Raw genomic sequence first — 22,154 nt, forward strand, 5'->3', positions numbered from 1 at the left:
CATCCCAAACAGTCCCAAAGGAGAAGAGCCTGCACTAACAGCCCTCCCCGGTCACGCTGTGGTGGCTGCGGTCGCTCAGGGAGAATCAGGGCGGTGCTGCCTCCAGTGCTTCTCTATCCAACCAACATGTCCGCGATCCAATTTGGTGGCGAGCGGCCGCCCCTGCAAAGGCGCGTAGCCCGGGTATCTGGCGAGATCGTCTCGCAGACTGATCGTCAGGGTGCGCGGGTCAACCGCGATGTCCCCCTGATCAAAGAGCCGGTGAACATCCCGTCTCAAGAGCAGCCCTCCATCGTCATGATGCTCGCCAACCGCCGCATAGCTGTACAGGTGCGCCGCTTCCAGCACCGCGGCAGGACCAGGCCCGGTGAAGGCGCACACCGGCCCCAGGATTGCGAGCAGGCGTTCCCTGAACCCACGTTGACCCACACGGACGCGCACCCTCGCGTGCCGGTGCCCGCCCGGGCGTGACTGGGCCCAACGGGTCGCCTCCTCAAGGAGCAGCGCACCCCGCCCCCCGCCGGCACTCTGCAATGCCTCGGTAAAAGCGTCCCAGCGCAGAAGACGCATGCTGAGCTGAGATTTCGGTGAGACGCAGAGGTTGCGCAGGGTTTCTCCTTCCAGGCAGCGCCCCAGGTCGATCCAGTTGGCGTCGTGGCGGGACCGGAAGGTCTCGACGCGTTCCACCCGGGTTGCAGCAACGTCGAAGGTGTCCGCGCACGGGTGGCACCTGAACGCTGGTGAATCGCGCTTGCGTCTCTTGATGTTCGCTTTGCCGCAGCGAGGGCACCGATAGAGGATCTTCTCCGCGTAGCCGGTCTCGATCTCCTCGATCAGGGAGGCACCGATGACCGCCTCCTTGTCCCATAGGACGATGCGATCACCGACAGCCACGGTCCGGGCGTTCGCGACGGTGTCGTCCCAGCTGTAGTGAACGTCCGGGTCGTCGTCATACCCGTCGTTGCCTCCGTGCTGTCGATCCGCGCCGACAGCGAGCATCAGCCACGCCCTGGGCGAATCGTGATCCACGGCCAAAATCTCCTCCCCTTTGCGCTTACGGAGAGAAACTAGCTGAGGGGTGGGACACCATGAAAGGTGCGCGGACCGCGCCTGACGGCCAGCGGTACCGAGGTTGGAGGGTGACTGGCTTTGGGCCTCGGGCTGGCCTGCCGCGCCCGGCCCCCGGACGGGGCGAGGATCGCAACGCGGAATTGACGATGCGCGAGGGCACTCGCCGGCAGAGTTTCGCCAACGATCTGAGCCGCCCACAGTTGATCACGGTGACGGAGAACGTTAACCAGTCCAAGGGCGACCAGGACCCCTCCCGTGGCAGGCGCCCCTGTCGTCGTATCGGTGCACCTATAGCAAGACTTGGATCGCCGTGAAGTACAACTGGAGCCTGCGGCTGCAGTCGTCGGAGAGGTTCGCACTGCAGAGCTGCTCAAACCTGTGCCTCCTGACCAAACCTATGGCCGGAGCCGGGCCAGGTGTTTGTCGTCCGACTGGCGCGGTGCGTACCAAGCTTGATGTGGGGGAGGGCTTCAGCCGACTCGGCAGGTGGCGCTTAGCGCGGGGTTGCGGTCACTGCGCCGCCGCGGCGGCGCTCCGGCTACTGGATGGCCGGAGGTTGTTTGCGGACGCCGGCTCTGAGGGTGGCGGCGGCGGGTCATCCTGCCTGCCATCGACCCGGCCAAGCCGAGCAGACCGCCGCCCGTCCCACCAGCGTCCGTACGAGCCATCTGGGTCCGCGGGACGTGGTGGGCCGCGCGGCGGCCCGCTCCACGACTCTTGAGGCAGCCGCGCGAGATCCTGGATGACGTTGCGGCGCTGGTTCGGTGCGCAGTCGCGCCGAGGGCCTACTGACGAAGCTGGCGACCTGTGCACGGCCGGCGATCGACAGGGTGACGTCGCAGCTGGCTTCTCGTGACGGGCCCTTTGACAACTATCCGCTCCCACCGAGCGAGCGTGAATGGTGGCTTTGACCTAGGCAGATATCGCCGTGGCCATGGCGCCGGGGATATCGGGTCATTCGATCCGCTCACCTGATGACCGCCGTGGGTCGTAGCTCTACGGTGGATGGTGGGACAGAGGGAGTCAGGATGCGGATCCGGTCGCTGCCTCGGTCGGCCCTCGCTGCGTTGAGTGCGGTTGTAGCCGCAGCAGTGGGTGTGGTGACGAACTTGGTCACCGCCGACTGGAGCTGGAGCCTTGTCACGGCACTAGTGGGCCTCGTGCTCGCTGGCGCGGTGCTTGCCGTGCTCCGTACGGGCGACACCGGTTCGACGGTTCGCAGGACGGCCGTGACGCAGGTCGCTCGGGGTGGTGACATCGTGGATAGCGTTATCGAGGCAGCAGACGGCGCGACGGTGGCAGAGCGGGCCGAGCGGCATGGCGAGATCCGGGGCGGTAACACAGCGGCCAAGGGCGCCGAGGTCCGGCGAACGGCACGCAGGGGAGTAATCCAGGGTGGGAAGATCGACGCAGAGTGAGCAGCGTTGACGTTCCGCCTTTCGTTGGGCGCATCAGCCAGTTCGCACTGGTGGACCGGCTCCTCTCGTCCGATTCGCGCGTTCGGGTTCTGGCGTTCTGGGGACAGTCGGGCGTCGGGAAGTCAGCGCTGCTGAGGCACATCGCCTCGCACGTGCAAGGGTGGCCGGTCCGGCTGCTCGACCTGGAGGCGGCCAATCTTCCGTTGGCTGGGGCTGGTAAGTCATCCGCCTTGACCGACGGCCTGTTGTTCTCTCTGGCCCGGCTCCTGTTGTCACCCCACGGCGAGGAGGGCGGTCAAAGGCTGCGTGGCTTCGAGGGGGAGGCCTCTCGTGCTGTCCGTGAGTTCCTCACCCCGACGACGGACATCCGCGTGAGTCAGTCTGCTTCGTTCGGCGGTCAGGTCCGGGGTGCCCACGTACAGGTCAACGGATATTCGGTCGTACCGACCGCGGCCCTGTTGGCGTACCGGCGATCGCTCGTTCGGGCGCTGCTGAACCAGCTGCGGGCATCACCACCTCAGCAGGTGCTGCTGCTCGTCGACACTGTCGAGTTGATGCGACTGGCGGAGGAGCAGGATGCGGGCGCCGGAAAGTTGATGGCGGAGTCCTCGCTGGGCTTGTCCCAGTGGTTCATGTACGAGTTCCTCCCGGAACTCGTCGAGGCGGCGCCGGGCCTGCGCGTCGTTCTGGCAGGGCGGAACCGGCTACCTGGACGCGACAGTTGGCTACGGCAAGTGGAGCTAGCGGAGTGGTCACCAGGCGAGACAGCCGCATACCTCGCAGCGGTTGGTCATCACGATGTGGCCTTCACCGCGGTCGTGCATGAGTTGTGCGGTGGAGTCCCTCTGTGGACCGCCATGGTGGCTGAGGCGTGCGCCCTACGATCCGGATCGCGCGAACCGACGGCCGAGTGGCTGCGAAGCATCGCAAACAGCAGGCCTACCGAACAGTGGCTGCCGGAGGTGTTCCTCGCTCGGCTGTCGGAGGTCGACCGGCAGGTGATCCACTGCGCGGTGATCCCGCGGCAGTTGAGTCTCGAGCTTGTGCATCACCTACTGGAGCTGTCCAAGATCGAGGTGCCTTACGACTGGTGGGACAGGTTCTGTCGGCACTCTTTTGTCCGAACCGCAACCGCCACCGACAAGGCAGGTCGCCGGCACGTTCACCGGATGGTCCGGGCGGCAGTGCTGATGCACTTGGAGCGCGAAGAGCCACTGCGGTTGTCAAGGATGCAGCGCGCTGCCGCCGATTACTACCACCGGACAGGCGACTTCGCTGAGGAGAGTTATCACCGGTTCGCTGTCGCCGAGTACGACATTGTGCCCCGCTGGCGGGATGCACTGGTTCAGGCCCGACGACAACGGAACTTGGAGGAATGTGTTCAGCTTGTCGACTGCGTGACGGCACCGGAGCAACGCCGCCGGATTGCTCGCTTCAACCGCGCATTGCTGGCTGAGGGTCTGCTGCAGTTTGCGCTAATGAGCTACACCGAGGATGACTATGCGGCGTCGGAGCAGCGGCTTTGGGTTGCGCTCGGCGAGTACCAGGTCATCGGGGATGAGAGCGGGCTCAGCAAGGTGAACGGCTGGCTCGCCGTCATCCGGTGTTACCAGGGTGACTATCAGGAGGCTGAGGAGTACGGGCGAGCTGCCCTCTCCGCGGCACGTCGAGCCGAGAACAGCCGGTTGATCCGCGACGCGCACTCCATCATCGCCATGAACTACGGCGAGTGGGGACGCTGGCGCGACGCAATCGGACATTACGCAGCGGCCATCCGGCTGAGCCGACAGCTCGGAGAACTAGTTGACGAGTCGAACTTGCTGTGCCAGCTGTCCGGCACGCTGGATGTCATTGGCCATCAGGAGGCGGCTGCGAGGTACCTAGCTCAGGCGGAATCCGTGGCGCGAGTATCCGGGGACCTCGGCGAGATTTCCTTCTGTCTGTACACGCGGGGGTGGCAGGAGATCCAACGCGGCTGCCCGACGGACGCGCTCGCACCTCTCGAAGAGTCCCTCCGCCTCACTCGTATACTGGATAGACCGCCTCAAACGGCGTGGGCCCTACGCCCGCTTGCCGTGGCCAACCTCCTGCTCGGAGAGGAACACCAGGCGGGTCTCTACGTCGACGAGGCTCTTCGGATCTTCGAACGCATCGGCGACAGGGCGGGCCTAGCTCATATGCAAAGCGTACGAGCGCTCGTGCTGTTGTCGGTCGGGCATCCCGAGTTAGCCGAAGCTGCGACTCGAGAAGCGGAGCACCTGGTCCGAGACCGACCCACGAGTCAAGTCACCGGCTCGGTCCGTCTTGTGTCCTGTGCGGTACGAGCGGTCTCCAGGCAGCACGGTTGGGTTGACCAGCTCCGGGAAGCCTTGCTCGGCGACTATCGGCGCTCACACCCTTACCTTCCGTTATCGGACCTACTTCTCGTGGCACGCGTGCTTCACGCCCAGCGCGAGTTTCAGGCGGCCCGCCGATTCCTCCAGTACGCGTTAGCGCACGCTCGTTGGGCCGGACTCGTAGACAAGCAACGGCAAGTAGTTCAGCTGCTCGGCGTAGCGCGTTACAGCTGACGACGACGTGAGCGGCGAGCGAGGAGTCGCGTCCGATCGCTCGCACTGCGCTCTACTGGCAAGATCGCTTATTTGTTTGGTTCGAGCGCCTGGTTGCGAAGGCTGATCCGTTACAGCCTGTGATCGGACGGCTGGTCTGGTGCTCGCTTAGGTGTGTTCGCGGGTGGCGGTTCTTCGGCTCGTCTAGATCGATGATCGAGCGGGGGGTGCCCCTATGGGTTTCGTCAAGGAATCGAGTCGGCGTGGGGGCCGTGGTGAGGGCAGGATGGCGTGGTGCCTGATCTGCTGTGGGATGACGTCAGGTGGTTCTTCGATCCCTGGGTGATGGGGGCGTTGCCGGACGTCTGCGTGCCTGGCGCCTCGGTGGAGGACTGGCAGTCGGTCCTAGATCTCGTCGTCGCTCAGGGTTGGGCGTTCCAGTACTCCGAAGGCGCGGTGGTGCTGCCGCTGCCGAGGGCGGCGGCCGTATTGTCCCGCCCGGCTGGCGCCGAGTGCCCGGAGCTGCGGGTCTGGCCGTCGGTGGATGTCCTGGCGATTTCCCGGTTCTATGCGGCGAATGAGATCGACTTCGATGTCGATCTGCGGGAGCTTCAGGGGCAGGAGCGGCTCGACGTGTTCTGCGGTTTTGTGACGGCGATCGGAAGGTGCCTGGGCAAAGCCGTGCTGATGGATTCCGAGGGCGGCGACGGGAGCCATCCGGTGCTCGGCTTCGACGTTGAGGCGGACGGTGTCGTTGTGTTGGCGGAGCCGCCGGTCAGGTGACCATCGCTGTTCGCGGTTCGTAGAAGGTTCCGTCGCGGAGCATGGCGAACAGGACGTCGGCCCGGCGTCGTGCAAGGCAGAGCAGGGCCTGGGTGTGGTGCTTTCCCTGGGCGATCTTCTTGTCGTAGTAGGCCCGTGAGACGGGGTCGGCCAGGGACGCGAACGAGGACAGGAAGAAGGCGCGTTTGAGCTGCTTGTTGCCGCGTCTGGAGGGTTGTTCGCCGCGGATGGAAGAACCGGAGGATCGGGTCACGGGGGCGAGGCCTGCGTAGGCTGCGAGGTGGGCGGCGGTGGGGAAGCTGCTGCCGTCGCCGACGTCGATGAGGATCCTGGCTCCGGTCCTGACGCCGATCCCCGGCAGCATGGACGTCAGGACCTTCGAAAGAGGATGGCTGTCCAGCAGTTCCTCGATCCGGACGGCCAGCACGTTGCGCTGGTTCAGAACGGTAGCCAGTGAGCCGGCCAGGCTCGGGACGATGAGCGCGGCAGCATCCGTGCCGGGGACGACGACGGACTGCTCGTCCAGAGCGGTGAAGATGTCCTCGACCAGGCGCTCGGCCATCCGCGGGGCCTTCGGCCGCAGCAGACCGATCAGGCGTGGGCGTCCTGCCTTGCGGATCTGGGCTGGGGAGCCGAACCGCTCCAGCAGCGCGAGGACGGCCGGGTGCTGCAGGCGCGGGCCCAGAACGCGTTCCAGGTGCGGGTGGATCTGGGTGAGCAGGCCGCGGAGCCGATTGCTGACGCGGGTTACCTCGCTCGCCAGATCGTCGTCGAAGCCGACGAGCATCTCCAGCTCAGCGATGGCCTCGTCTTCGACCTCGACCGAGCGGAGCGTGTGCGGCATGACGCGGGCCGCGTCCGCGATGACGAACGCGTCGCGAGCGTCGGTCTTCGCCTCACCTGGGTAGAGGTCGGCGATCCGACGCATGGTCAGTCCGGGCAGGTAGGCAACCGGGCAGCCCATCTCACGGGCGACCGCGAGCGGCAGGGCGCCGATGGAGGCCGGCTGGTCGACCACAACAAGCACGGTTCCGTGCTTCGCCTGGAGCTTGCCGAAGAGCTCGCGGAGCTTGGGTTCGCTGTTGGGCAGCCGCTTGTCGAAGGACTTCTTCCCAGCCGGGGTGACGGCGGTGGCGTGGTGTTCGCCCTTGCCGACGTCCAGGCCGAGGAAGACTCCGATGTCGCTGACGTCGATCATGTGCGTCCTTCGGTCGTCCCCGCCCGGCCGTCCCACGGCACCGATCGCCACATCCACATTACGAAGAGCCTCCCGACCTGCGGACAAGCCGGTGGTCATGCCCCTAATCAGCGGTCTGTCGATGCCTCCGGGCCGGTGACACCACCCCCCAGGCCATGCGTTCAACAGGGGGAGCAGTCATGCCGGACCCGGAGGCCGGGCGCCCCATTGCGGGGCCACCAAGAAGGTAATGGGGGAACTGCGGTTCGTGGAGTCGTCGACGGCGCCGGTCGGCGCGCTGGGCGAGTTGGCGTTGATGGTGTCGTTGCCGGCGGTCGACGGGCAGCGGGTGCCCTTTACTTTGACCGGTGTTCAGACGCTGCTCAAGCAGGTGCGGTAGTAGGGGTGCTCGGCCCGCAGGGACAGTGCGGGCCGAGCCGCGGAGCTGGTCTGGCGTAGTGAGCTGGACCGCGCTGCCGAACTCAAGTACGTCTTTCACCCTGACCATGCGGGTCGCGGGCTGGCAACAGAGGCCGCCACGGCTGTCCTGGCATGGGGCTTCAACCACTTTGGGCTCCACCGGATCTACGCCACCGAACGGCCACCGCCGACCGGTGAGTCACCTTCCTGACATCGCCACATCCGGTTGGCGGGTGCCCATTGCGTAATCAGCTCACCACCATGGCTTGGGTGAGCAAACTCAACCAGATGCAGAAAATCGGCCTCGGTATCGTCGTCCTGTTCGGCCTGTGCTGCTGCGGCTCCGGCATCGGCAACGCCCTCGGCGGGAACGACCCCAGCGACCCGAAACCCTCGCCGACGGTGCGCGTCGAACAGCTCGTTGACGACCCCACGCCAGCGGACGAGCCTAAGGACGAGCAGCCCGAAACAGTGGCCGAGCCGACCACAGAAGCGCCCCGCAAACCGGCACCCAAGCCGACCCCGAAGGAGCCGTTCTACAAGAACTGCGACGCCGTGAGGGATGCCGACGCCGACCCCCTGTACCCGGGTGACCCCGGCTTTCGCCCCGAGCTGGACCGTGACGGGGACGGGGAGGCGTGCGAACCGGACGGCGGCAACGGTGACTCCGGACCCGCACCCGACGGGGACGTGTACTACGCCAACTGTGCGGCGGTGAGGGCAGCCGGCGCGGCACCCATCCGCAAAGGCGACCCCGGCTATTCGCGGAAGCTAGATCGTGACGGCGACGGGGTCGGCTGTGAATAGGGCTACCCGACGTACGGCGGCGTGGACCGTTTGTCGTACAGGCTCCACCCATTTCGCGCCATCGCCACCGCATAGAACGTGAGGAAGTGCAGCTTGCTGGCATCCCCAGTGACACGGAGGTGAGCGATGCCGTCCGGTGCCCCAGGTAACTCCACATGGTGAGCAAGCGTCGGTAGCGACCAGAAGTCGCCGTGGGCGCTGCCACTGCACAGCCCCCACACCAGGCGGGCTCTCGTCTCACCCATCGCCGAATGCCCACCGGCTGCGGTCACCACCTCCGTGGGCGACAGCCTTTCCAAAACCTGCTTACGGGTGAATCCCCGGGACAGCCCCACGTCAACGATTCGCCGGCGGCGCTGCTCATGCTCCGTGGCGTCGTCAGCGCCAACCACGGCGGCAATGCGCTCAGCGTTGTTGATGTTCGCGGAGTAGTGGCGCAACCTGCGCAACACGCGCTCGTCGCGACTAGGAGGCGCGAGCAGCCACACCGCCGTGCACGCGTTCTCGAACGCGCCACGCAGCAGTGTGTAAGGGGCGAACGTGTGTATAACGCCGGCCTCGCGGACGGCCGTACGATGCAAATGCAGGTGGTCGACTGCGGTGTGCAGCGCGAACCATGCGGCGTGGCTCAGGTGATAGGGGCTGGTCGCTCGGTCGTCGGCAGCGAGTGGGCTACGCGGGGGCAGTTCCTCGCGACGAGTGTCGGCGTCAAGCCGCTTCAACCACGGGTCAATGTCGCCCAGGTTGTTGACCATCGCGTCGTAAAACTGCTGTTCCTGCGCGTCCATGTTCGGGCACGCTACGCGCCCGCGCGGACAACGTCCCACCAGTTTTGGGCGGCGGGGTGAGGTCGTGCGGGCGCAGTCAGCGGCGTGCCCGCCCACTGCTGCGCAGACAAAGGCGCGGCGAGCCAACCCCAAATTCGCGAACGTTCACGCTGCGGCACGACCGGTGCGCTGCGAGCGGCGAATGGCCTGCTGTATCTCCGTTTGCAACGCAGCCGGGTCGATCACCATCACATGCTCGTCTGATGCTGCTTTGACCGCCGATAGCCCTTGCTCCACAAGGTCGCGGACCAGCACACCAGGTTTGACGCCGCGCGCCTCAGCTTCGGCGAATAGCTCCGCAGCGAGGTCCGCGTGTAGCCGCGCGGAGACGACGATAGTGACGTTGCTGGGTTGGCCTGTATCAACGTCCGCGCCTGTCCAGTCGCGGTCGTTCAGTGCATTCAGCGCGTCCTCACGGCTAGTCACGTGTGTCCCCCTTCGAGCATTTTGCGTGCGGATTCTGTTTCGTCGAGGCTCAGCCATCGGGCACCAACGACGAGGTAGGTGTCGCTGCTTTCCTCGATTGCTGCGGTGGCTAACCATTCGCCGTTGCGGGCGGGGGCGGCAAGGTTGAGGACTGCGCCCAGGTGCCGGCGGATGCGGGGGTGTGTGCTGAGTACGTGGAGGACGTCGCGCCAGTCGACGCCGGCGGCGTGCAGGGCGTCGTAGGTGTCGTCTGTCCAGCGGTACTGCTCATCCACACTTAGAGTTTACACCGTTTACAAGAGGTGGTGTGCTGGTCAGCGCAGACCGCGCAACAGCTCAACCATGCGGTACCGAACCGAATGGTCGCTGCCCGAGTCGACCAGCGCGAGCGGCACCACGCCGGTGGGGTAGTCGGCGCCGATGTAGTGCCGGGATCCGACCTTCACCACACGCAGGCCGATCGCGTTGCGCAGGTTGACGTACTCGTTGCTTTCGGTGTCGCCGTAGTCCCTGTGCACCCGCGCCCAGTAGCCGTTGATCAGGTCGTCGTTGTCAGTCATGCCCGCACGCTAGGTACGCCCGACAATGACACGCCGGGCGGTGTCGCCTGCCCGACAGTCAGCAGTGCTCCAGCGGCAACTTGTCGTCAGACGGCTACGGCCACACCAGCGTGACGTGGACCTGCGGCTCACCCTCAGCGTGAAGGTGTTTCCGTCGGGCTGCATTGTGCCGTCACTATGAGTCGCCCGTCGTGCCATTCGGGTTGTTCCAGGGATCGGCGGAGCTGTTTGGGTACCTGCCGGCGGGTGGCTTGGGCGACCACGCAGGTGCAAAACTGTCCGGACTCGGTCGCAAGTAGTTTTACCCTGTGCTAGCCCGACCAGCGGGTCCTCTCAACTGCAGTCCGGAAGAGAGGGCCCGCTGCCGTCATCAGCCGCCGCCGCACTGGCGCGCGGCGTGAATCTTGGTGTCCATGGGTCAGTGAAGTCTCCGAGTGGCTCGCAGGCTTGTTTCGTCTACCTGGGTAGGGCGATGTGGTGCCTGCGGAAGAGGCTGTTGAAGAAGGCCGCGACTAGCGGGCGCGCCTGGCCTTCGTCGTGGAGTTCGTTCGTGCCGAACCGATAGACCTCGTAGCCGGCGAGGGTGAGGTCGCGGCTGGCGGCCACGGTACGTGCGTACTCGTTGCCATCCGGAAGCCAGCGTCGCTCGCCGTCGGCGGTCCCTTGTTCGCTTGCATAGTGCGTTTGGCCGTCGACTTCCAGCACGATTCGGGCGCCCGCCGGTGCGAGCAGCAGGAAGTCCATGCGGAACTGCACCAGCGCGTCCTTACCGCGGGTCTTGATTGTCTTCGGGTCCCAGTGGCGCCACACCTCGGGCAAGAGGGCGGGAAGGTCCTGCAGGGCACCACGGTAGATGTCGTGGTAGAGCTTGAACAGGAGCAGCTGATGCGGCGAGCCCTGCGGCACGCTGCTGCCAAGCCGCTGGTACAGCTCCCGCTTGGCGCGGTGGCTATCGTCGATCTGGCGGGTGTCCGCCCACCAACTCTGTAGGTCGCGCCAGCGCAGGCCCGCAGGGCCGATGGGCCGGTCGTAGACGAGGACGTCCCCGGTGGGATCCACTACCTCGACGTCGCTGTCGATGACGTCGATGAGCCGAAGATCGGGCTTCTTCGGGGACGCGAATATGAGCTGCTTGGGTCGGCTGGTCCTGGATCCGGTGCCACCAGGTGGAAGGTCGGGTAGCCGTCGGTGTTGCCTGTCTCCCGAAGCTCCAGCCCGACGACGGCCAGCGGCGGATTGATCGCGCTGACCAGGTGGCGTTGAGCGTCTTCGTCCGGCACGGTGTCGCCGGACACCATGCCTTCGAGGAAGAGAGCGAACCTGCGGTCGGATGCCTGATCGACCGCACCGAGTTCGTCGAACAACTGCTCGACGGTCCAGTCGTCGTTGCGGTAGAAGTCCCGGTCGATCTGCCCGCTGAGGCTGGTGTCCTCGAAGCCGAAAGAGATGCCGCCGCGGCCTAGGTCAAACAGCGTGGCCAGGAGGTTGTGGAATCGCTGTGCGTGATCGACCAGGATCGACCCCGGCAAGGCCCGGGCGAGGTCGCGTCGTGTCCGCTTCGGGATCGGAGGAGGATGCTCGTCGGCCCACACGAGGTCCTGGATCGTCATGCGGCCGATCATGTGTAGGCCGGTGTGCCGTTCGACCAGACCGATGGCGACCTCCCGGAGTCGCTCGTCCGGGACCGATGCGGCGCTGCTTGCGCCACGCTGGGCTTTGGTCTCGCCGTCTGTCGATGGCGGGAGTCCAGCCTCGGCCAGGTCCTCGTCGAGCTTGGCGTGAGTGCTTCCGTCAGCGATCGCGCGGGCGGCCCGGGTCACGACCTCACGAAGCGTCGCGACACCCGCGTCGTCAGCCATCGTGTCATTCTGGCAGGCATCGCACCGAAGTCACACTGGCCTCAGATATCGATCAACGCTCCAAGCGTAGTCCTGCACGGACACAGGATCGGGGCGACCCGTCCAAGTGCAGCACCTGCTTCCCCTTCGCGGTGCGACCACGGTACCCGCGACACCGAAGCGGCCCGCCATTTTGATGATCAGACGCCGAGCCACCGCACCATCACCGCAGACCACATACCGCATCCGCGCACTCGACGTTGCAAGGGTGACCTGTGTGGAGTGTCGGCTTCGCCGCCCGCCGGGTAGAGTGATGGCCGGCAGTAGCGCCTGCCAGACCCGAGCGTCGTGGGCCACGTCCCCATCGGCGCGCCGAGGCCGTAGGTTCTCCGAATCGCGCATCTCACTCGACGTAGGTCACTGCACCCATGGCGAGATGTGACGTGGCGTCTCGCGTGATGGAGCGCACGATGACCAGGAACCGACGTCGCAAGGTTGAAATCCGTTTGCAGCAGGCCGCCACGGGCGGCTCGTACACCGCTGCCCGGTGGCAGGTGCCGCAACCCAGCGAGCCGCTACCGCCCGCGACGGACAAGGTGGCGGTGCTGCCGCCGATGGCCAGCTGGAGCCGGCCGATCACCTGCCGATTTTGGGCGAAGCTCGTGGCCGAGCATGGGCCGCTGATCGCCGTCAACATCAGCCAGGGCGACCGGTGGTGGGCGCTGGACGACCTTGCCAGGTCCGTAGCGGGCGCCCTCCAGGAGGGGCCACCCGAGCAGCGCGGGTTGTGGCTGGCCTTCGGCACGTTCTACGTCACGAAGGCAGAGCACCTGGACGGCATAGTCGCGAAGCTCGACGGGGCCGGCGCGTTGCGCCGGTTGACGGTCCGTTCGGTGCCCACCGGCCAGGACTGTGACCACGCCACCTGCCGGCGACGCCGCGGTGAGCCGCCGCCGCCGGCCCAGCGGCGTCCGGTGCCGGCGACTCCGGCCGCCCGTCCGGCGGTGGAGCTCGGCCCAGCGTTGACGCTGGCGGAGGTGATGGAGGCTCACCCGACGTTGCAGCGGTTCGGGTTCGGGGCGTACTTCGGTACTCCCGTCGAGCAGCGGGCGCAGGAGGTGGCCGATGGGCGGGAGCAGCTGCGGGCGCGGGAGGACGTCGTGCTGCGGATCCGTGGGTGGCTCCGGACGAACATCGCACCGGTTAAGACCCCGACGGTCGGCAGCTACGGCATGAAGCACGTGGTGGAGAGCGCGACGGGCCGGTACGTCACCAACGGCGAGTTGATCGCCGCTGCGCTGATGGCCGGGTACCCGTGGAAGGGTCTAAGCGGCCCCAACGCGCTGTTCGGGATGAGTAAGCGCGACGTCGACCGGGCCCGCGCAGCCCAGTAGGACCGGTGATGGAGGCGCGGGCAGCAACGGTTGCCCGCGCCGCTACGGCGCAGGGCCCAGCGCGAGGTCACTTCTGCCGGTAGGCCGCCCAGATGGCCAGGCTCAGGCCGACGGTGCCGGCGAAGGCAACGCCGGACTGGAGGATCGCGTCGACCGGCTTGTGGGTGTTGAGCCAGACGAGGAACCCGGTCCAGCTGGCGACCAGCAGCGCGGTCACGAAGACGAGGGCGAACGACAGTGCGCGGGTGGTCGGCGACATACGGGACTCCTCCAAGAATCAGACCCCTCCCTTGAGGGAGGAACCTTCATCTGAGGGCCGTGCTGCGCACTATAGACAGTGGCCGGATTTCCGGCAAAAAAACGATGTGGGGGACCATCCCTACGTCACGGTAACCACCGTCCGAACAATTGTTGATCAGTCGTTGGCAGCGCTCCGGAGCAGGGCAGGAAGCGCGCATGCCACCGCCACGGCGAGGATGACGCCTCCAGCGACCATCGGCGCCCGCAGGCCGGCACCGGCCGCGATGAGCCCGTCCAGGACTGCGCCAGCGGGGGATGCGCTGGTGGCGACAGTACGGAATCCGGCGATGACCCGACCGAGCATGGCCGCTGGTACGAGCAGCTACCGCAAGCCGGCCTTGACCGTGGTGATGAGGGTCTGGCATGCACCGATCGCGGCGAGCAGCGGAGCGGCGACCCAAGAGCTGCCGGTGGTAGCGATGATGGGCCAGGCGGCGGCGTGCGCGGCCACCCCGATGACGAGGGCCCGTTCGGCGCCGACCCGGCGGGTGATGCGGGCGGCGAGCGGGCCGATGATGACACCGCCGGTGGCGAGGGCCGCGATCAGCAGACCGATCGGCAGGCCGTGGGAGCCGTAGTAGGAGTAGAGGTTGGGCAGTTGCCGCAGGCGGCAGATGTTCGCGGCCTCGTCGAGGATGCTCAGCAGCGGCGGGTCCAAGCGGCGGCCGGCTGAGGCGGGGGCGCGCAGCTCGCCGGCGCGCAGGACGGCGTCGGTGAGGGCGGCGACCAGCGGGGCGGGGGAGCCAGGCCCGCCCTGGGAGAGCAGGTACAGCACGTCGGTGCTCACCACGAACGCGGCCGGGTCGAGCTCGAGGACCCCGCCACGGGTCGGCGGGGTCACCCAGGCGGTGACGGCCGGCTCGGTGAGGCACATGAGCATCTTCTGGGCACCGGCGTAGATGCCGCCGCGGATCTTGTCGGGCATGTTGACCACTCCGGAGACCGCGTCGGCCGGCTGCGCGAAGCCGTGCTCGCGCGGCAGCATCGCCGGTTCGTCGTCACGAGGGCTGACCGCCCACCGGTACCCGGCGAGGATGTCCCGGCCGGAACAGGCGGCGGTCAGCAGCAGGTTGGCCACCAGTTCCTTGCTGGAGGGGTCGATGAAGGCGTCGCGGCTGACGCCGGGCTCGCGTTCGACAGCGGCGAAGTGCTCGCCGAGGCGGCGGGCATCGGTGATGGTGGACACCGTCCGCAGGGGGGTTGAACCACATGCCCTGGTCGGCGCCGAGGATGTGCTGCGGGTCGGACGCCCACACCGTGCCGCGTTCGGTGCGCAGATCGCGGGTGGCGTCGACGATGTCACCCTTGACGCTGGTGACCAGCGTAGGCCCGGGGCGGCGGCGGTCGCGGGGATGGCCCGGCCGCTGTCGGCAGGCCCTTGAGGCCGAGATGGCGATCGGCGGGGCTGGCCATCCGCCGGGCCGCTGAGTCGACGCGGGCGCGGCGTCGGTGTGACCACTGCCAGGAAGCCGTCGCCGCGCTGGTCAGTAGCGCCAAGGCGCCGATCTCGATGGACACGACGAGCGTGTGCGCGGTGGTCCAGGAGAGCGCTCGGGCCTATCAGCGTGCTGCCGGGCACCGAGAAGAGGGATCTGCAGATTGAACCGCCTGGTGGAGTCAGTCTCGAACCTGCTGATCACGCGCTCGGACGCCCCCCGTGGCGGGTTGACCACGAAGCGCACCTGGGGTGCGAGCAAGGCCGAAACCCCTCGGCATCGTGCTCACGCGGGGCAGCGCGGTGACAGCCCGCAGTTCATCCGGTCCTGACGCCAACCGTCTGTCCGGCTGGGCACCGGCTGTCCGAGAACCCGACCGGACCGAGTCCTGGCCGACAAGGCGAACACGCAAGAGCGAACGGAGCCTATCTGCGCGGACACAGGAAGCCTTCCGAGGGCGAACACCATAGTGACCCTTATGGACGTCACTCGCCGCCTGCACGACGCGCCCCGCGCGGTGATGAGTGTCCTGTCCCGGGATGCGACGTCCCAGTGAGGTTGGCGGCCCCGTTGACATTGCTGCTCGACCCACGGCAGACCAGCCTGGCGGCTGCGACGCTGGCGGACCGGTGAGGGATGGGAGGTCTTCGTGGTGGCCCGTCTTGGGTCCGTGTCCGGTGGTCGCCTGATGGATCCGATCGAGTTCGAGGTCGGCTTCGTTGATGCGATAGCGGGAGAGGTGAGTCGGCTGTCCCGTTCGAGCAGGTGCCGGCAGTCCGCTCCTTCCCGTCCTGCCGAGGGCAGCGCAACTATCCGGGCCAGGACACTGAGCGTGACTACTGGGCGTTCCTTGATGCTGTCGGCTGCTTCGGTGATCCGTTAAGGGTTTCCGCATAGGGATGCCGCTGGGAGCCCGGGGGTCGCTCTGCCCGTCGTGCTTGTCATCGCCGTCGCCTCGCATGATGACCAGTGGGCACGACTCAATGCGGACGATCAACAAGGCGTAGAGAAACTCGATGATCATCTGAACGAGTCATACCCGCCCCGCTACCACCAGCGTGGGACGTCCACAACAAGAGGATCAAGCCCGACACCTTCACGATTCGCCCAGGCCCTGCCAGCGCAGTCAACCTTGCAGATAACTCCAGCTTGACTTGGTGCCGCATGCTTGAGTCGTGGGAAACGAGGGTTGCCCAAGCTACGGCTGGAGCATCGTCAGCTCAGCGTCAGCGAACTCGGCTCTTGCAGCCGTACTCGCTGGCTTCGTCTTTTCAGGAATTACCATTCTGTTCGGTCGCGTCGGTGCGCGGGGTGCCAACGCTTGGGCGCTATTCATCTCCGCTTTCGTGGTCCTGGCATTCGACAGCTACATGTTCGCCATGGTTTCGGGCAGCGACCAAAGCGACCAATGCGTACGGGTCTGGAGCGAAGGGATGGCCGCCAGCGGCCTCCTGGCCGTCGGCGGCGCGGCGGTAATGACAGGTATTGGCTGGTTGGTGCACAATCATGCTGACTCCTCGCAACCCTCCGACGCTGCTCTATCGGCCGGCGCCAACGGATTTGACGTCGCCCAGCTCGCGCGAGTAATGGCGCGAGGGGTCGTAATCGCTGTCGCGTTACTGCTAACCCGAGCCACGCGGGACTATTACAACATTGCAATTCCTGGCATCGCCGGTTGGGTCGAGTGGATGACTCTGGCCGTGCCACTAATCATCGGTGGCCTCGTCGTCTGGCTAGCCGTCTGGCCGCGGGTCCAACCTCACCGCTCGGGTTCAACCGCAAGCGCCACTACCACTCCGCCGCCGCCAGCATCACATGCAGGCTCATTCCGGTACGCCTGTTACGCAGTATTGGCATATGGACTAATAGCGCCGATATTTGCGGGTACCCTGTCATACGTCCCGCCCTCAATGATGACTCCCGGAGACTCGACCGCAGTTGTCGTCGCCACCACCGGCATCGGGCTCGTAATTCCCGGCGTGCTGCTGGTGCTCTTGGTCCTCGCCGCCGCCCCTCCGGCCACAGTTCGTCAACGCCGATTCCGGATAAATGCTGAGCTGCAAAATCCGGCAGAGAACTCGGTTTCAGAGCCTGCAAGCGGCACGGGGTCTGACGGTCAGCAAGAAATCACCCCACCATGATCGGTTTGCTGAACCGCTGCCTGTGCCGTGTGCCACGGTCATCGTCCGCAGCGTGCGCACGGCCGCTGACCTTCGCCACGAGTACCAGCTCGCTGCGATGATGCGCAACTCAGCCTTCAGAGAGTTTGTTTGCCGTCCCGTCCGCACCTGGCTGCCATCTCGTCCACGGTCGCAGGCGAATACCGCACGGCGCGGTCCAACGCCGTCGCGGCCAGCAGGGGCGACGACCCGGCGCTGACAGTCTGCTGCTGCGGTTACACACCGAGACGGCGTGCTCCCGGGGGGCGGTGCGCTGGCTCTGCGGCCGACGGACCAGTGCCTGATCCTGCTACGGGAGAAGGGCGACACGGTGCGGTGGCAGCCGATGTCACCGACGCTGACGAGACACCTATAGCAGCACGCCGAGGAGCGCCAGGCGACCGGAACGGGGCAGCTGCTGCGTTACCGCAACGGGCAGCTGATCACCCACCGGCGCTACGACCACCTGTGGTTGCGCATCGGTGAGCATCTGCCGTGGGTGTACGTGCAGCAGATCAGCACGCACTGGCTGCGGCACACGACGCTTACCTGGGTCGAGCGTAACTTCGGCTACGCCGTGGCTCGCGCGTACGCCGGGCACTCCGAAAGCGGTAGCGATGTCAGCACCACCAGTACGTACATTCGGGCGAACCTCCAGGAGGTCGGCGCCGCTCTAGCGGCCCTGACCAACGAAGCCCATCCTTCGATCTGAGCGTGTTGACAGCGGGTGGGCCTGGCGCTGGGTCTGGCCCACCTGCGCAAGCAATTTCACAACAAGACCGATGAATGCGGGACGGGCAGGTGCGCTTCTTCCCTGCGGTTCTTGTCAGACGCTTCCGCTACTGTCGCTTGCCGGTGAGCAGGAGGACGGAGGATGCCACGCCGGCCATCCCTGCGGCTCCGCCTATGGGCGGCACACGGCCAGGCACTCATGTTGAGAAGTGGGGTAGGTACGTGGAGGAGATCAGGCGATGCCGGCGTTGGTGACACAGTTCGACGACGCGCTGGGAAACATTGAGCCGACGGAGGCCGACAAGACGAACGCGCCGCTGGCTCACGCAGAGGTGAGTGACGCGCTCGCCGCCGATTCCGTGATCGCAGGTTGGGGTTTCCAGCGGCTGCTAATCGGCAGCTACAAGCGGCACGTCAGCATCAGGCGGATCAAGGACGTCGACGTCTTCGGCCGGCTGACGGAGGTCGGTAGTGGCGTCTTGCCAAGCACGCTGCTGGGCGAGTTCGAGCGTGTACTGAGAAGGGCCTTCCCGTCAGTGGACGGCAAGACACGGGTACACCGGCAGGCGCGCAGCCTGCAGGTGAGTTTCCCGGAATACGATGGTTTGTACGTGGACGCCGTCCCGGCGCGGCCGTGGACTTCGTCTACCGGCATCGAGGCCTGGCAGCTGCCGAAGCGCGAGGATGGTGACGATCCGCAGGGCTGGCAGGCGACGAACCCTCACGAGCTGACACGTCTCACCAGTGAGTTGAACAACGAGGACAACTTCGACGGCTTCTACGTGCCGACTGTCAAGCTACTGCGGCAGACGCGCCGGAGCCTGATGGGTAAGCGCAAGCCCGGTGGGCTCACCGTCGAGATTGCCGTCCTGCACGCCTTCCGCACCGGCCTGGTCGAGGGGCCGACGCAGGCTGACTACTACGCCAGCGCCCTACGGGAGACCGGCAACGTCATGCACGACGCGTTCGGCCTCGGCCTCGGACTCGATGATCCGACGATCCCAGGCAAAAAGGTGGTCGTCCGGGCTGAGGACGAGGACAAACGGGATCTCGCCAATGCGTTTCTGGACGCCGCTGGTCGAGCCGAGGAGGCTTTGGCCAGCGAGAATCGCTGCGCTGCTGCAAAGACCTTCCGTGATCTACTCGGCAAGGCCGTCGATGACCAAGGGGACACAGACTACGTGTTCCCGATGCCTGCGGACTGCAACGCAGACGGCACCGCCAAGCGGTTCACGTCCGTGACCGCTGGAGACCGTACCGTCCCAGCAGGTAACCGCCGGTTCGGATGACCACCGTCGAAGGAATCGACGCGGCGGAAGCGCTGCGTATCGGCAGGGCCGTCGCTCGCGATGCGCTCCTCGACGTGCTGGCTCACGCCGGCTTCCGGCGTGTTGGCGGCCCAACGGACCGCTGGCGCGGTGGTTTGACGTTCCGGCCGGCCAATCGAGACAACGGGTCGACGCGAGCGACGCTCGTCGAGATCATTCTTGAGGACGCCTTTCCCTTCACCGCACCGAAGGTCATGCCGCTGAGCCGTGGCTGGGCTGAGCAGGTAACCGGGCGAGCCTTCACCGACAACTATTACGAGGCCAGCAACGGCTGGCACCGTGACCCCGACGGCGCGATGTGCCTCTTCATACAAGCAGATCACACCCGAATCCCTTGGACCGACGGCGAGCAGTTGCTGAACCAAGCCCGTGCCTGGCTGGCGCAGGATGCGGCAGGGTGGAGCGAAGACGCACCAGCGTTGGACCTCGACCGGTACCTGCACCCCTCGAAGGAACGAGCCCTCATCCTGTACGGAAATTTGGCCGGACACGAGGGCAAAGTGCTTCAGCTGCACCGGAAACGGCACGGCGTACTTCGCGTCGGCCCAGTAGCGGCGGCTCGCCGGCAGGGCCGCGCCAGCGGCCGCCGAATCTGGCCATCCGACACTGTGCTGATACTGGAAGCCAAGGAGCTGGATGGCCCGATCCGGGACTGGGACGATCTCTGCAACGCAGTTGGCGCTGACGGTGCCCGTGCTCTGACCCGTGCCTACGACGAAGGCCTGCGAAGGGTGATATTGATCTACCGTCACCGCGACGTTCGAGGAGTACTGGGACTCGCCCTCGCCGCCAACAAGGAGGCCAAGGTGACCTTGAAGTCTTTGAAGACGGCTCCCGATGACCTCGCCACGCGAACCATCCGCGCTCATCCCCGAACGGAGGATCTCGGCAGCAAACGAGTCGCCGTCGTGGGCGTCGGCGCTATCGGATCTGTAGTCGCTGACCTACTACATCGCAGCGGCGTCGGGGAACTGGTGCTGATCGACAGTGACCTCCTTCTGCCGGGCAACACGACACGCCACCTACTTGATGGCGATGCGATCGGGTTGCCGAAGGCCCGTGCAGTCGCGGAAGCGCTGAGCAAGAGACGTCCCAAGTTCGGTGCCCTGCAGTGGCGAGACGACCGGCTGCAATCGGTTGCCGACGCTCTCACCCTGCTCGCCAGTCACGATGTTGTCGTCGATGCCACCGCTGACTCCACCGCCACCGCAATGCTCACTGCGGCGGCGCGAGCTGGCGCCGGGCACCTGCTGTCCGTGTGCGTCCTCGCTGACGGCTACGCCATCCGAGTCGACCACACTCCCGTCCGTGACGGCGAGCGACCGCTGCCACTCCCGCAACTGCCGCCACCCCGCAGCGACCTCTACGAAACCGGGTGTGGCAGCCCCATCAGCCAGACACCACCGGCGGCGGTGTGGGAGGCCGCCGCACTTGCCGTCCGCCACGCCATCGGTCTGCTGCTGAATCCCGGTGTCGCCACGCCTGGCGAACAACGTGCCCTCGCCGAAGGGAAGGATCAGTGACTGCGGACAAGGTTGACATCCTCATCACCCGGCAAGCACTCGACGCGACGATCGCCGACGGGATGGCGGCGCTTCCGAACGAGACCGGCGGCATTCTGCTCGGCTTCCGCACACCGCGCCTCATAGTGGTGACCCGTACAGCCACGGTCGCAGATCCGCAGAGCAGCCGGCGCGGCTACCTGCGGTGCTACCGCCAAGCGCAAGCGCGAATGACCATCGGACGCGGTGATGCCCCGCCCGTGGTGGGATACGTCGGCGAATGGCACACCCATCCCGCTGACATCGGCCCGAGCCGGACCGACCTGCGCGCCCTCGCAGCCATCGCCCGCCTTGCCCAAGGGCCTGTAGCACTCGTTGTCCTAGCCGACCGAGCCCAAGGGCTCTCGCATGTCCACGGCCGCGCTGCGATCCGCCAAGATCTTTGGCCCGTGGCAGCCATCAACCCCGTCCATATCGACGAGGCTGAGGTAGCGATCACCGAGGACCCGGCAGCCAGCCTGGAAGCCGAAGCCACGGCCCTTACGACAAGGGAGTCTTGTTGAGCGCCGAATCCGACGACAAACGTCCATTTAACCTGCGCTCCGCCTTCGCCGCGAAGTCGAAACGCCTTCGGGCCGTCATGGAGGCCGCACCGGAGCTCGTCGGTCACATGCCGACCATCGGTGACGGCAGCGAAGCCGAATGGATCACGATGCTTCGCGACTTTCTGCCGAGGCGATACGCCGTTGACAAAGCCTTCGTCGTCGACAGCTGCGGCCATCAAAGCCTCCAACTCGACGTCGTCGTATTCGACCGGCACTTCACCCCATTGTTCTGGGAGATGGGTGGTGCCCTCTTCCTGCCCGCAGAGAGCGTCTATGCCGTCTTCGAGGCCAAGCAGGAACTCAACCGCGAATATCTACGTGAGGCCGGGGAAAAGGTGGCCAGCGTCCGCCGGTTGCATCGCACAACCGCACCCATCGTGCACGCAGGCGGCACTGTCAACAATCCGAAGCCGCCGCCGCGAATCCTCGGCGGCCTACTGGCCTGCCGGAGCGATTGGAATCCACCCTTCGGCCGCGCTCTGCGTAGAGGCTTAGATGATCTCACCGAGGACGAGCGCATCGATCTGGGCTGCGGCCTCGAACACGGCGCGTTCGAGCTGCCCGGAAACATCACGGCAGATCCTGGCCTCGTCACTGCGGACGCCGAGGTCGGCCTAGCCTACTTTGCGATGCGGCTCCTTGCTCGGCTGCAACAGATGGGCACGGTCTCAGCCATGAACATCGACGCTTACACTTCCGTGCTCGCGTCTCGTGAACTGCCAACAGAGGTTCCGGCACGATGAAAGGCTGCAACTCGGCCTACGACCTCTAGCGCCGAGCCAGCGCAAGCGTAGTCATCGCCGTTGCATGGCCGGTTGAGGT

At 66.1% G+C, this 22,154-nt stretch carries 23 protein-coding genes; 13 read left to right on the forward strand and 10 right to left on the reverse strand.

The annotated features are described in order from the left end of the window. Positions 1 to 75: 75 nt before the first annotated feature. On the reverse strand, positions 76 to 1,029 hold the full coding sequence (locus tag FB453_RS31085) for an HNH endonuclease (RefSeq protein ID WP_222431445.1): 954 nt from the start codon (positions 1,027 to 1,029) through the stop codon (positions 76 to 78). A 1,016-nt stretch (positions 1,030 to 2,045) separates the two neighbouring features. Between FB453_RS31085 and FB453_RS31095 the strand changes: the two genes are divergently transcribed. From FB453_RS31095 to FB453_RS31105, 3 genes are all read left to right on the forward strand, one after another. Then, complete coding sequence (locus tag FB453_RS31095; RefSeq protein ID WP_186718673.1) at positions 2,046 to 2,489, forward strand: hypothetical protein; 444 nt, start codon at positions 2,046 to 2,048, stop codon at positions 2,487 to 2,489. After that, positions 2,486 to 5,059 (forward strand): tetratricopeptide repeat protein, encoded by a 2,574-nt coding sequence (locus tag FB453_RS31100; protein WP_145795979.1) that lies wholly within the window; start codon positions 2,486 to 2,488, stop codon positions 5,057 to 5,059. The genes FB453_RS31095 and FB453_RS31100 overlap by 4 nt, the downstream gene beginning before the upstream one ends. A 273-nt stretch (positions 5,060 to 5,332) precedes the next feature. After that, a complete protein-coding gene (locus tag FB453_RS31105) occupies positions 5,333 to 5,821 on the forward strand; it encodes a hypothetical protein (RefSeq protein ID WP_145795981.1) in 489 nt (162 codons plus the stop codon). On the opposite strand, the gene FB453_RS31110 is transcribed toward FB453_RS31105, so the two are convergent. Continuing rightward, the gene (locus FB453_RS31110; RefSeq protein ID WP_145795984.1) at positions 5,814 to 7,019 is read right to left on the reverse strand and encodes an IS110 family RNA-guided transposase; all 1,206 of its coding nucleotides are present in this window, start codon (positions 7,017 to 7,019) and stop codon (positions 5,814 to 5,816) included. The genes FB453_RS31105 and FB453_RS31110 overlap by 8 nt on opposite strands. Before the next feature lie 229 nt (positions 7,020 to 7,248). On the opposite strand from FB453_RS31110, the gene FB453_RS34520 reads away from it, so the two are divergent. From FB453_RS34520 to FB453_RS31120, 3 genes are read left to right on the forward strand one after another with little or no spacing between them, the layout of a single operon-like run. Further along, the gene (locus FB453_RS34520; protein ID WP_186718675.1) at positions 7,249 to 7,398 is read left to right on the forward strand and encodes a hypothetical protein; all 150 of its coding nucleotides are present in this window, start codon (positions 7,249 to 7,251) and stop codon (positions 7,396 to 7,398) included. 45 nt (positions 7,399 to 7,443) lie between these two features. Next, a complete protein-coding gene (locus FB453_RS31115; protein ID WP_145796110.1) occupies positions 7,444 to 7,629 on the forward strand; it encodes a GNAT family N-acetyltransferase in 186 nt (61 codons plus the stop codon). A 59-nt stretch (positions 7,630 to 7,688) separates the two neighbouring features. Further along, the gene (locus FB453_RS31120) at positions 7,689 to 8,225 is read left to right on the forward strand and encodes an excalibur calcium-binding domain-containing protein (protein ID WP_222431446.1); all 537 of its coding nucleotides are present in this window, start codon (positions 7,689 to 7,691) and stop codon (positions 8,223 to 8,225) included. Positions 8,226 to 8,227: 2 nt separating this feature from the next. Here FB453_RS31120 and FB453_RS31125 read toward each other — a convergent pair whose 3' ends face one another. The 6 genes from FB453_RS31125 to FB453_RS31150 all read right to left on the reverse strand — a co-directional run bounded on the left by FB453_RS31125 (position 8,228) and on the right by FB453_RS31150 (position 11,897). Further along, a complete protein-coding gene (locus tag FB453_RS31125; RefSeq protein WP_145795986.1) occupies positions 8,228 to 9,013 on the reverse strand; it encodes a hypothetical protein in 786 nt (261 codons plus the stop codon). A 144-nt stretch (positions 9,014 to 9,157) separates the two neighbouring features. Next, complete coding sequence (locus FB453_RS31130) at positions 9,158 to 9,478, reverse strand: hypothetical protein (protein WP_145795989.1); 321 nt, start codon at positions 9,476 to 9,478, stop codon at positions 9,158 to 9,160. Further along, positions 9,475 to 9,753 (reverse strand): hypothetical protein, encoded by a 279-nt coding sequence (locus tag FB453_RS31135; RefSeq protein WP_145795991.1) that lies wholly within the window; start codon positions 9,751 to 9,753, stop codon positions 9,475 to 9,477. The genes FB453_RS31130 and FB453_RS31135 overlap by 4 nt, the downstream gene beginning before the upstream one ends. A 39-nt stretch (positions 9,754 to 9,792) precedes the next feature. After that, complete coding sequence (locus tag FB453_RS31140; protein ID WP_145795993.1) at positions 9,793 to 10,038, reverse strand: hypothetical protein; 246 nt, start codon at positions 10,036 to 10,038, stop codon at positions 9,793 to 9,795. A 456-nt stretch (positions 10,039 to 10,494) separates the two neighbouring features. Continuing rightward, positions 10,495 to 11,097 carry a hypothetical protein gene (locus FB453_RS31145; protein WP_145795996.1) on the reverse strand — a complete coding sequence of 201 codons (603 nt, stop codon included), beginning with the start codon at positions 11,095 to 11,097 and terminating at the stop codon, positions 10,495 to 10,497. Further along, positions 11,097 to 11,897, reverse strand: a complete 801-nt coding sequence (locus tag FB453_RS31150; RefSeq protein ID WP_145795998.1) for an AbiJ-related protein — start codon at positions 11,895 to 11,897, stop codon at positions 11,097 to 11,099. The genes FB453_RS31145 and FB453_RS31150 overlap by 1 nt, the downstream gene beginning before the upstream one ends. Positions 11,898 to 12,346: 449 nt before the next feature. Between FB453_RS31150 and FB453_RS34700 the strand changes: the two genes are divergently transcribed. After that, on the forward strand, positions 12,347 to 13,270 hold the full coding sequence (locus tag FB453_RS34700; protein WP_222431447.1) for a hypothetical protein: 924 nt from the start codon (positions 12,347 to 12,349) through the stop codon (positions 13,268 to 13,270). A 67-nt stretch (positions 13,271 to 13,337) separates the two neighbouring features. Here FB453_RS34700 and FB453_RS31160 read toward each other — a convergent pair whose 3' ends face one another. Beyond that, a complete protein-coding gene (locus FB453_RS31160; RefSeq protein ID WP_145796000.1) occupies positions 13,338 to 13,529 on the reverse strand; it encodes a hypothetical protein in 192 nt (63 codons plus the stop codon). Between the two features lie 363 nt (positions 13,530 to 13,892). Next, on the reverse strand, positions 13,893 to 14,756 hold the full coding sequence (locus tag FB453_RS35195) for a type IV secretory system conjugative DNA transfer family protein (RefSeq protein WP_486480538.1): 864 nt from the start codon (positions 14,754 to 14,756) through the stop codon (positions 13,893 to 13,895). 1,425 nt (positions 14,757 to 16,181) lie between these two features. Here FB453_RS35195 and FB453_RS31170 point away from each other — a divergent pair. From FB453_RS31170 to FB453_RS31195, 6 genes are all read left to right on the forward strand, one after another. Then, entirely contained in the window at positions 16,182 to 17,147 is a 966-nt protein-coding gene (locus FB453_RS31170) for a hypothetical protein (protein WP_145796002.1), read from the forward strand. Between the two features lie 490 nt (positions 17,148 to 17,637). Further along, the gene (locus tag FB453_RS35200) at positions 17,638 to 17,877 is read left to right on the forward strand and encodes a hypothetical protein (protein ID WP_486480539.1); all 240 of its coding nucleotides are present in this window, start codon (positions 17,638 to 17,640) and stop codon (positions 17,875 to 17,877) included. Between the two features lie 259 nt (positions 17,878 to 18,136). Continuing rightward, a complete protein-coding gene (locus FB453_RS31180; RefSeq protein WP_145796004.1) occupies positions 18,137 to 19,186 on the forward strand; it encodes an SMODS domain-containing nucleotidyltransferase in 1,050 nt (349 codons plus the stop codon). After that, positions 19,183 to 20,748 (forward strand): ThiF family adenylyltransferase, encoded by a 1,566-nt coding sequence (locus FB453_RS31185; protein ID WP_145796007.1) that lies wholly within the window; start codon positions 19,183 to 19,185, stop codon positions 20,746 to 20,748. The genes FB453_RS31180 and FB453_RS31185 overlap by 4 nt, the downstream gene beginning before the upstream one ends. Next, positions 20,745 to 21,290 carry a Mov34/MPN/PAD-1 family protein gene (locus FB453_RS31190; protein ID WP_145796009.1) on the forward strand — a complete coding sequence of 182 codons (546 nt, stop codon included), beginning with the start codon at positions 20,745 to 20,747 and terminating at the stop codon, positions 21,288 to 21,290. The genes FB453_RS31185 and FB453_RS31190 overlap by 4 nt, the downstream gene beginning before the upstream one ends. Then, complete coding sequence (locus FB453_RS31195) at positions 21,287 to 22,075, forward strand: DUF6602 domain-containing protein (RefSeq protein WP_145796011.1); 789 nt, start codon at positions 21,287 to 21,289, stop codon at positions 22,073 to 22,075. The genes FB453_RS31190 and FB453_RS31195 overlap by 4 nt, the downstream gene beginning before the upstream one ends. Positions 22,076 to 22,154: the final 79 nt, after the last annotated feature.

The sequence above is a fragment of the Micromonospora sp. CNZ322 genome, from assembly GCF_007827755.1.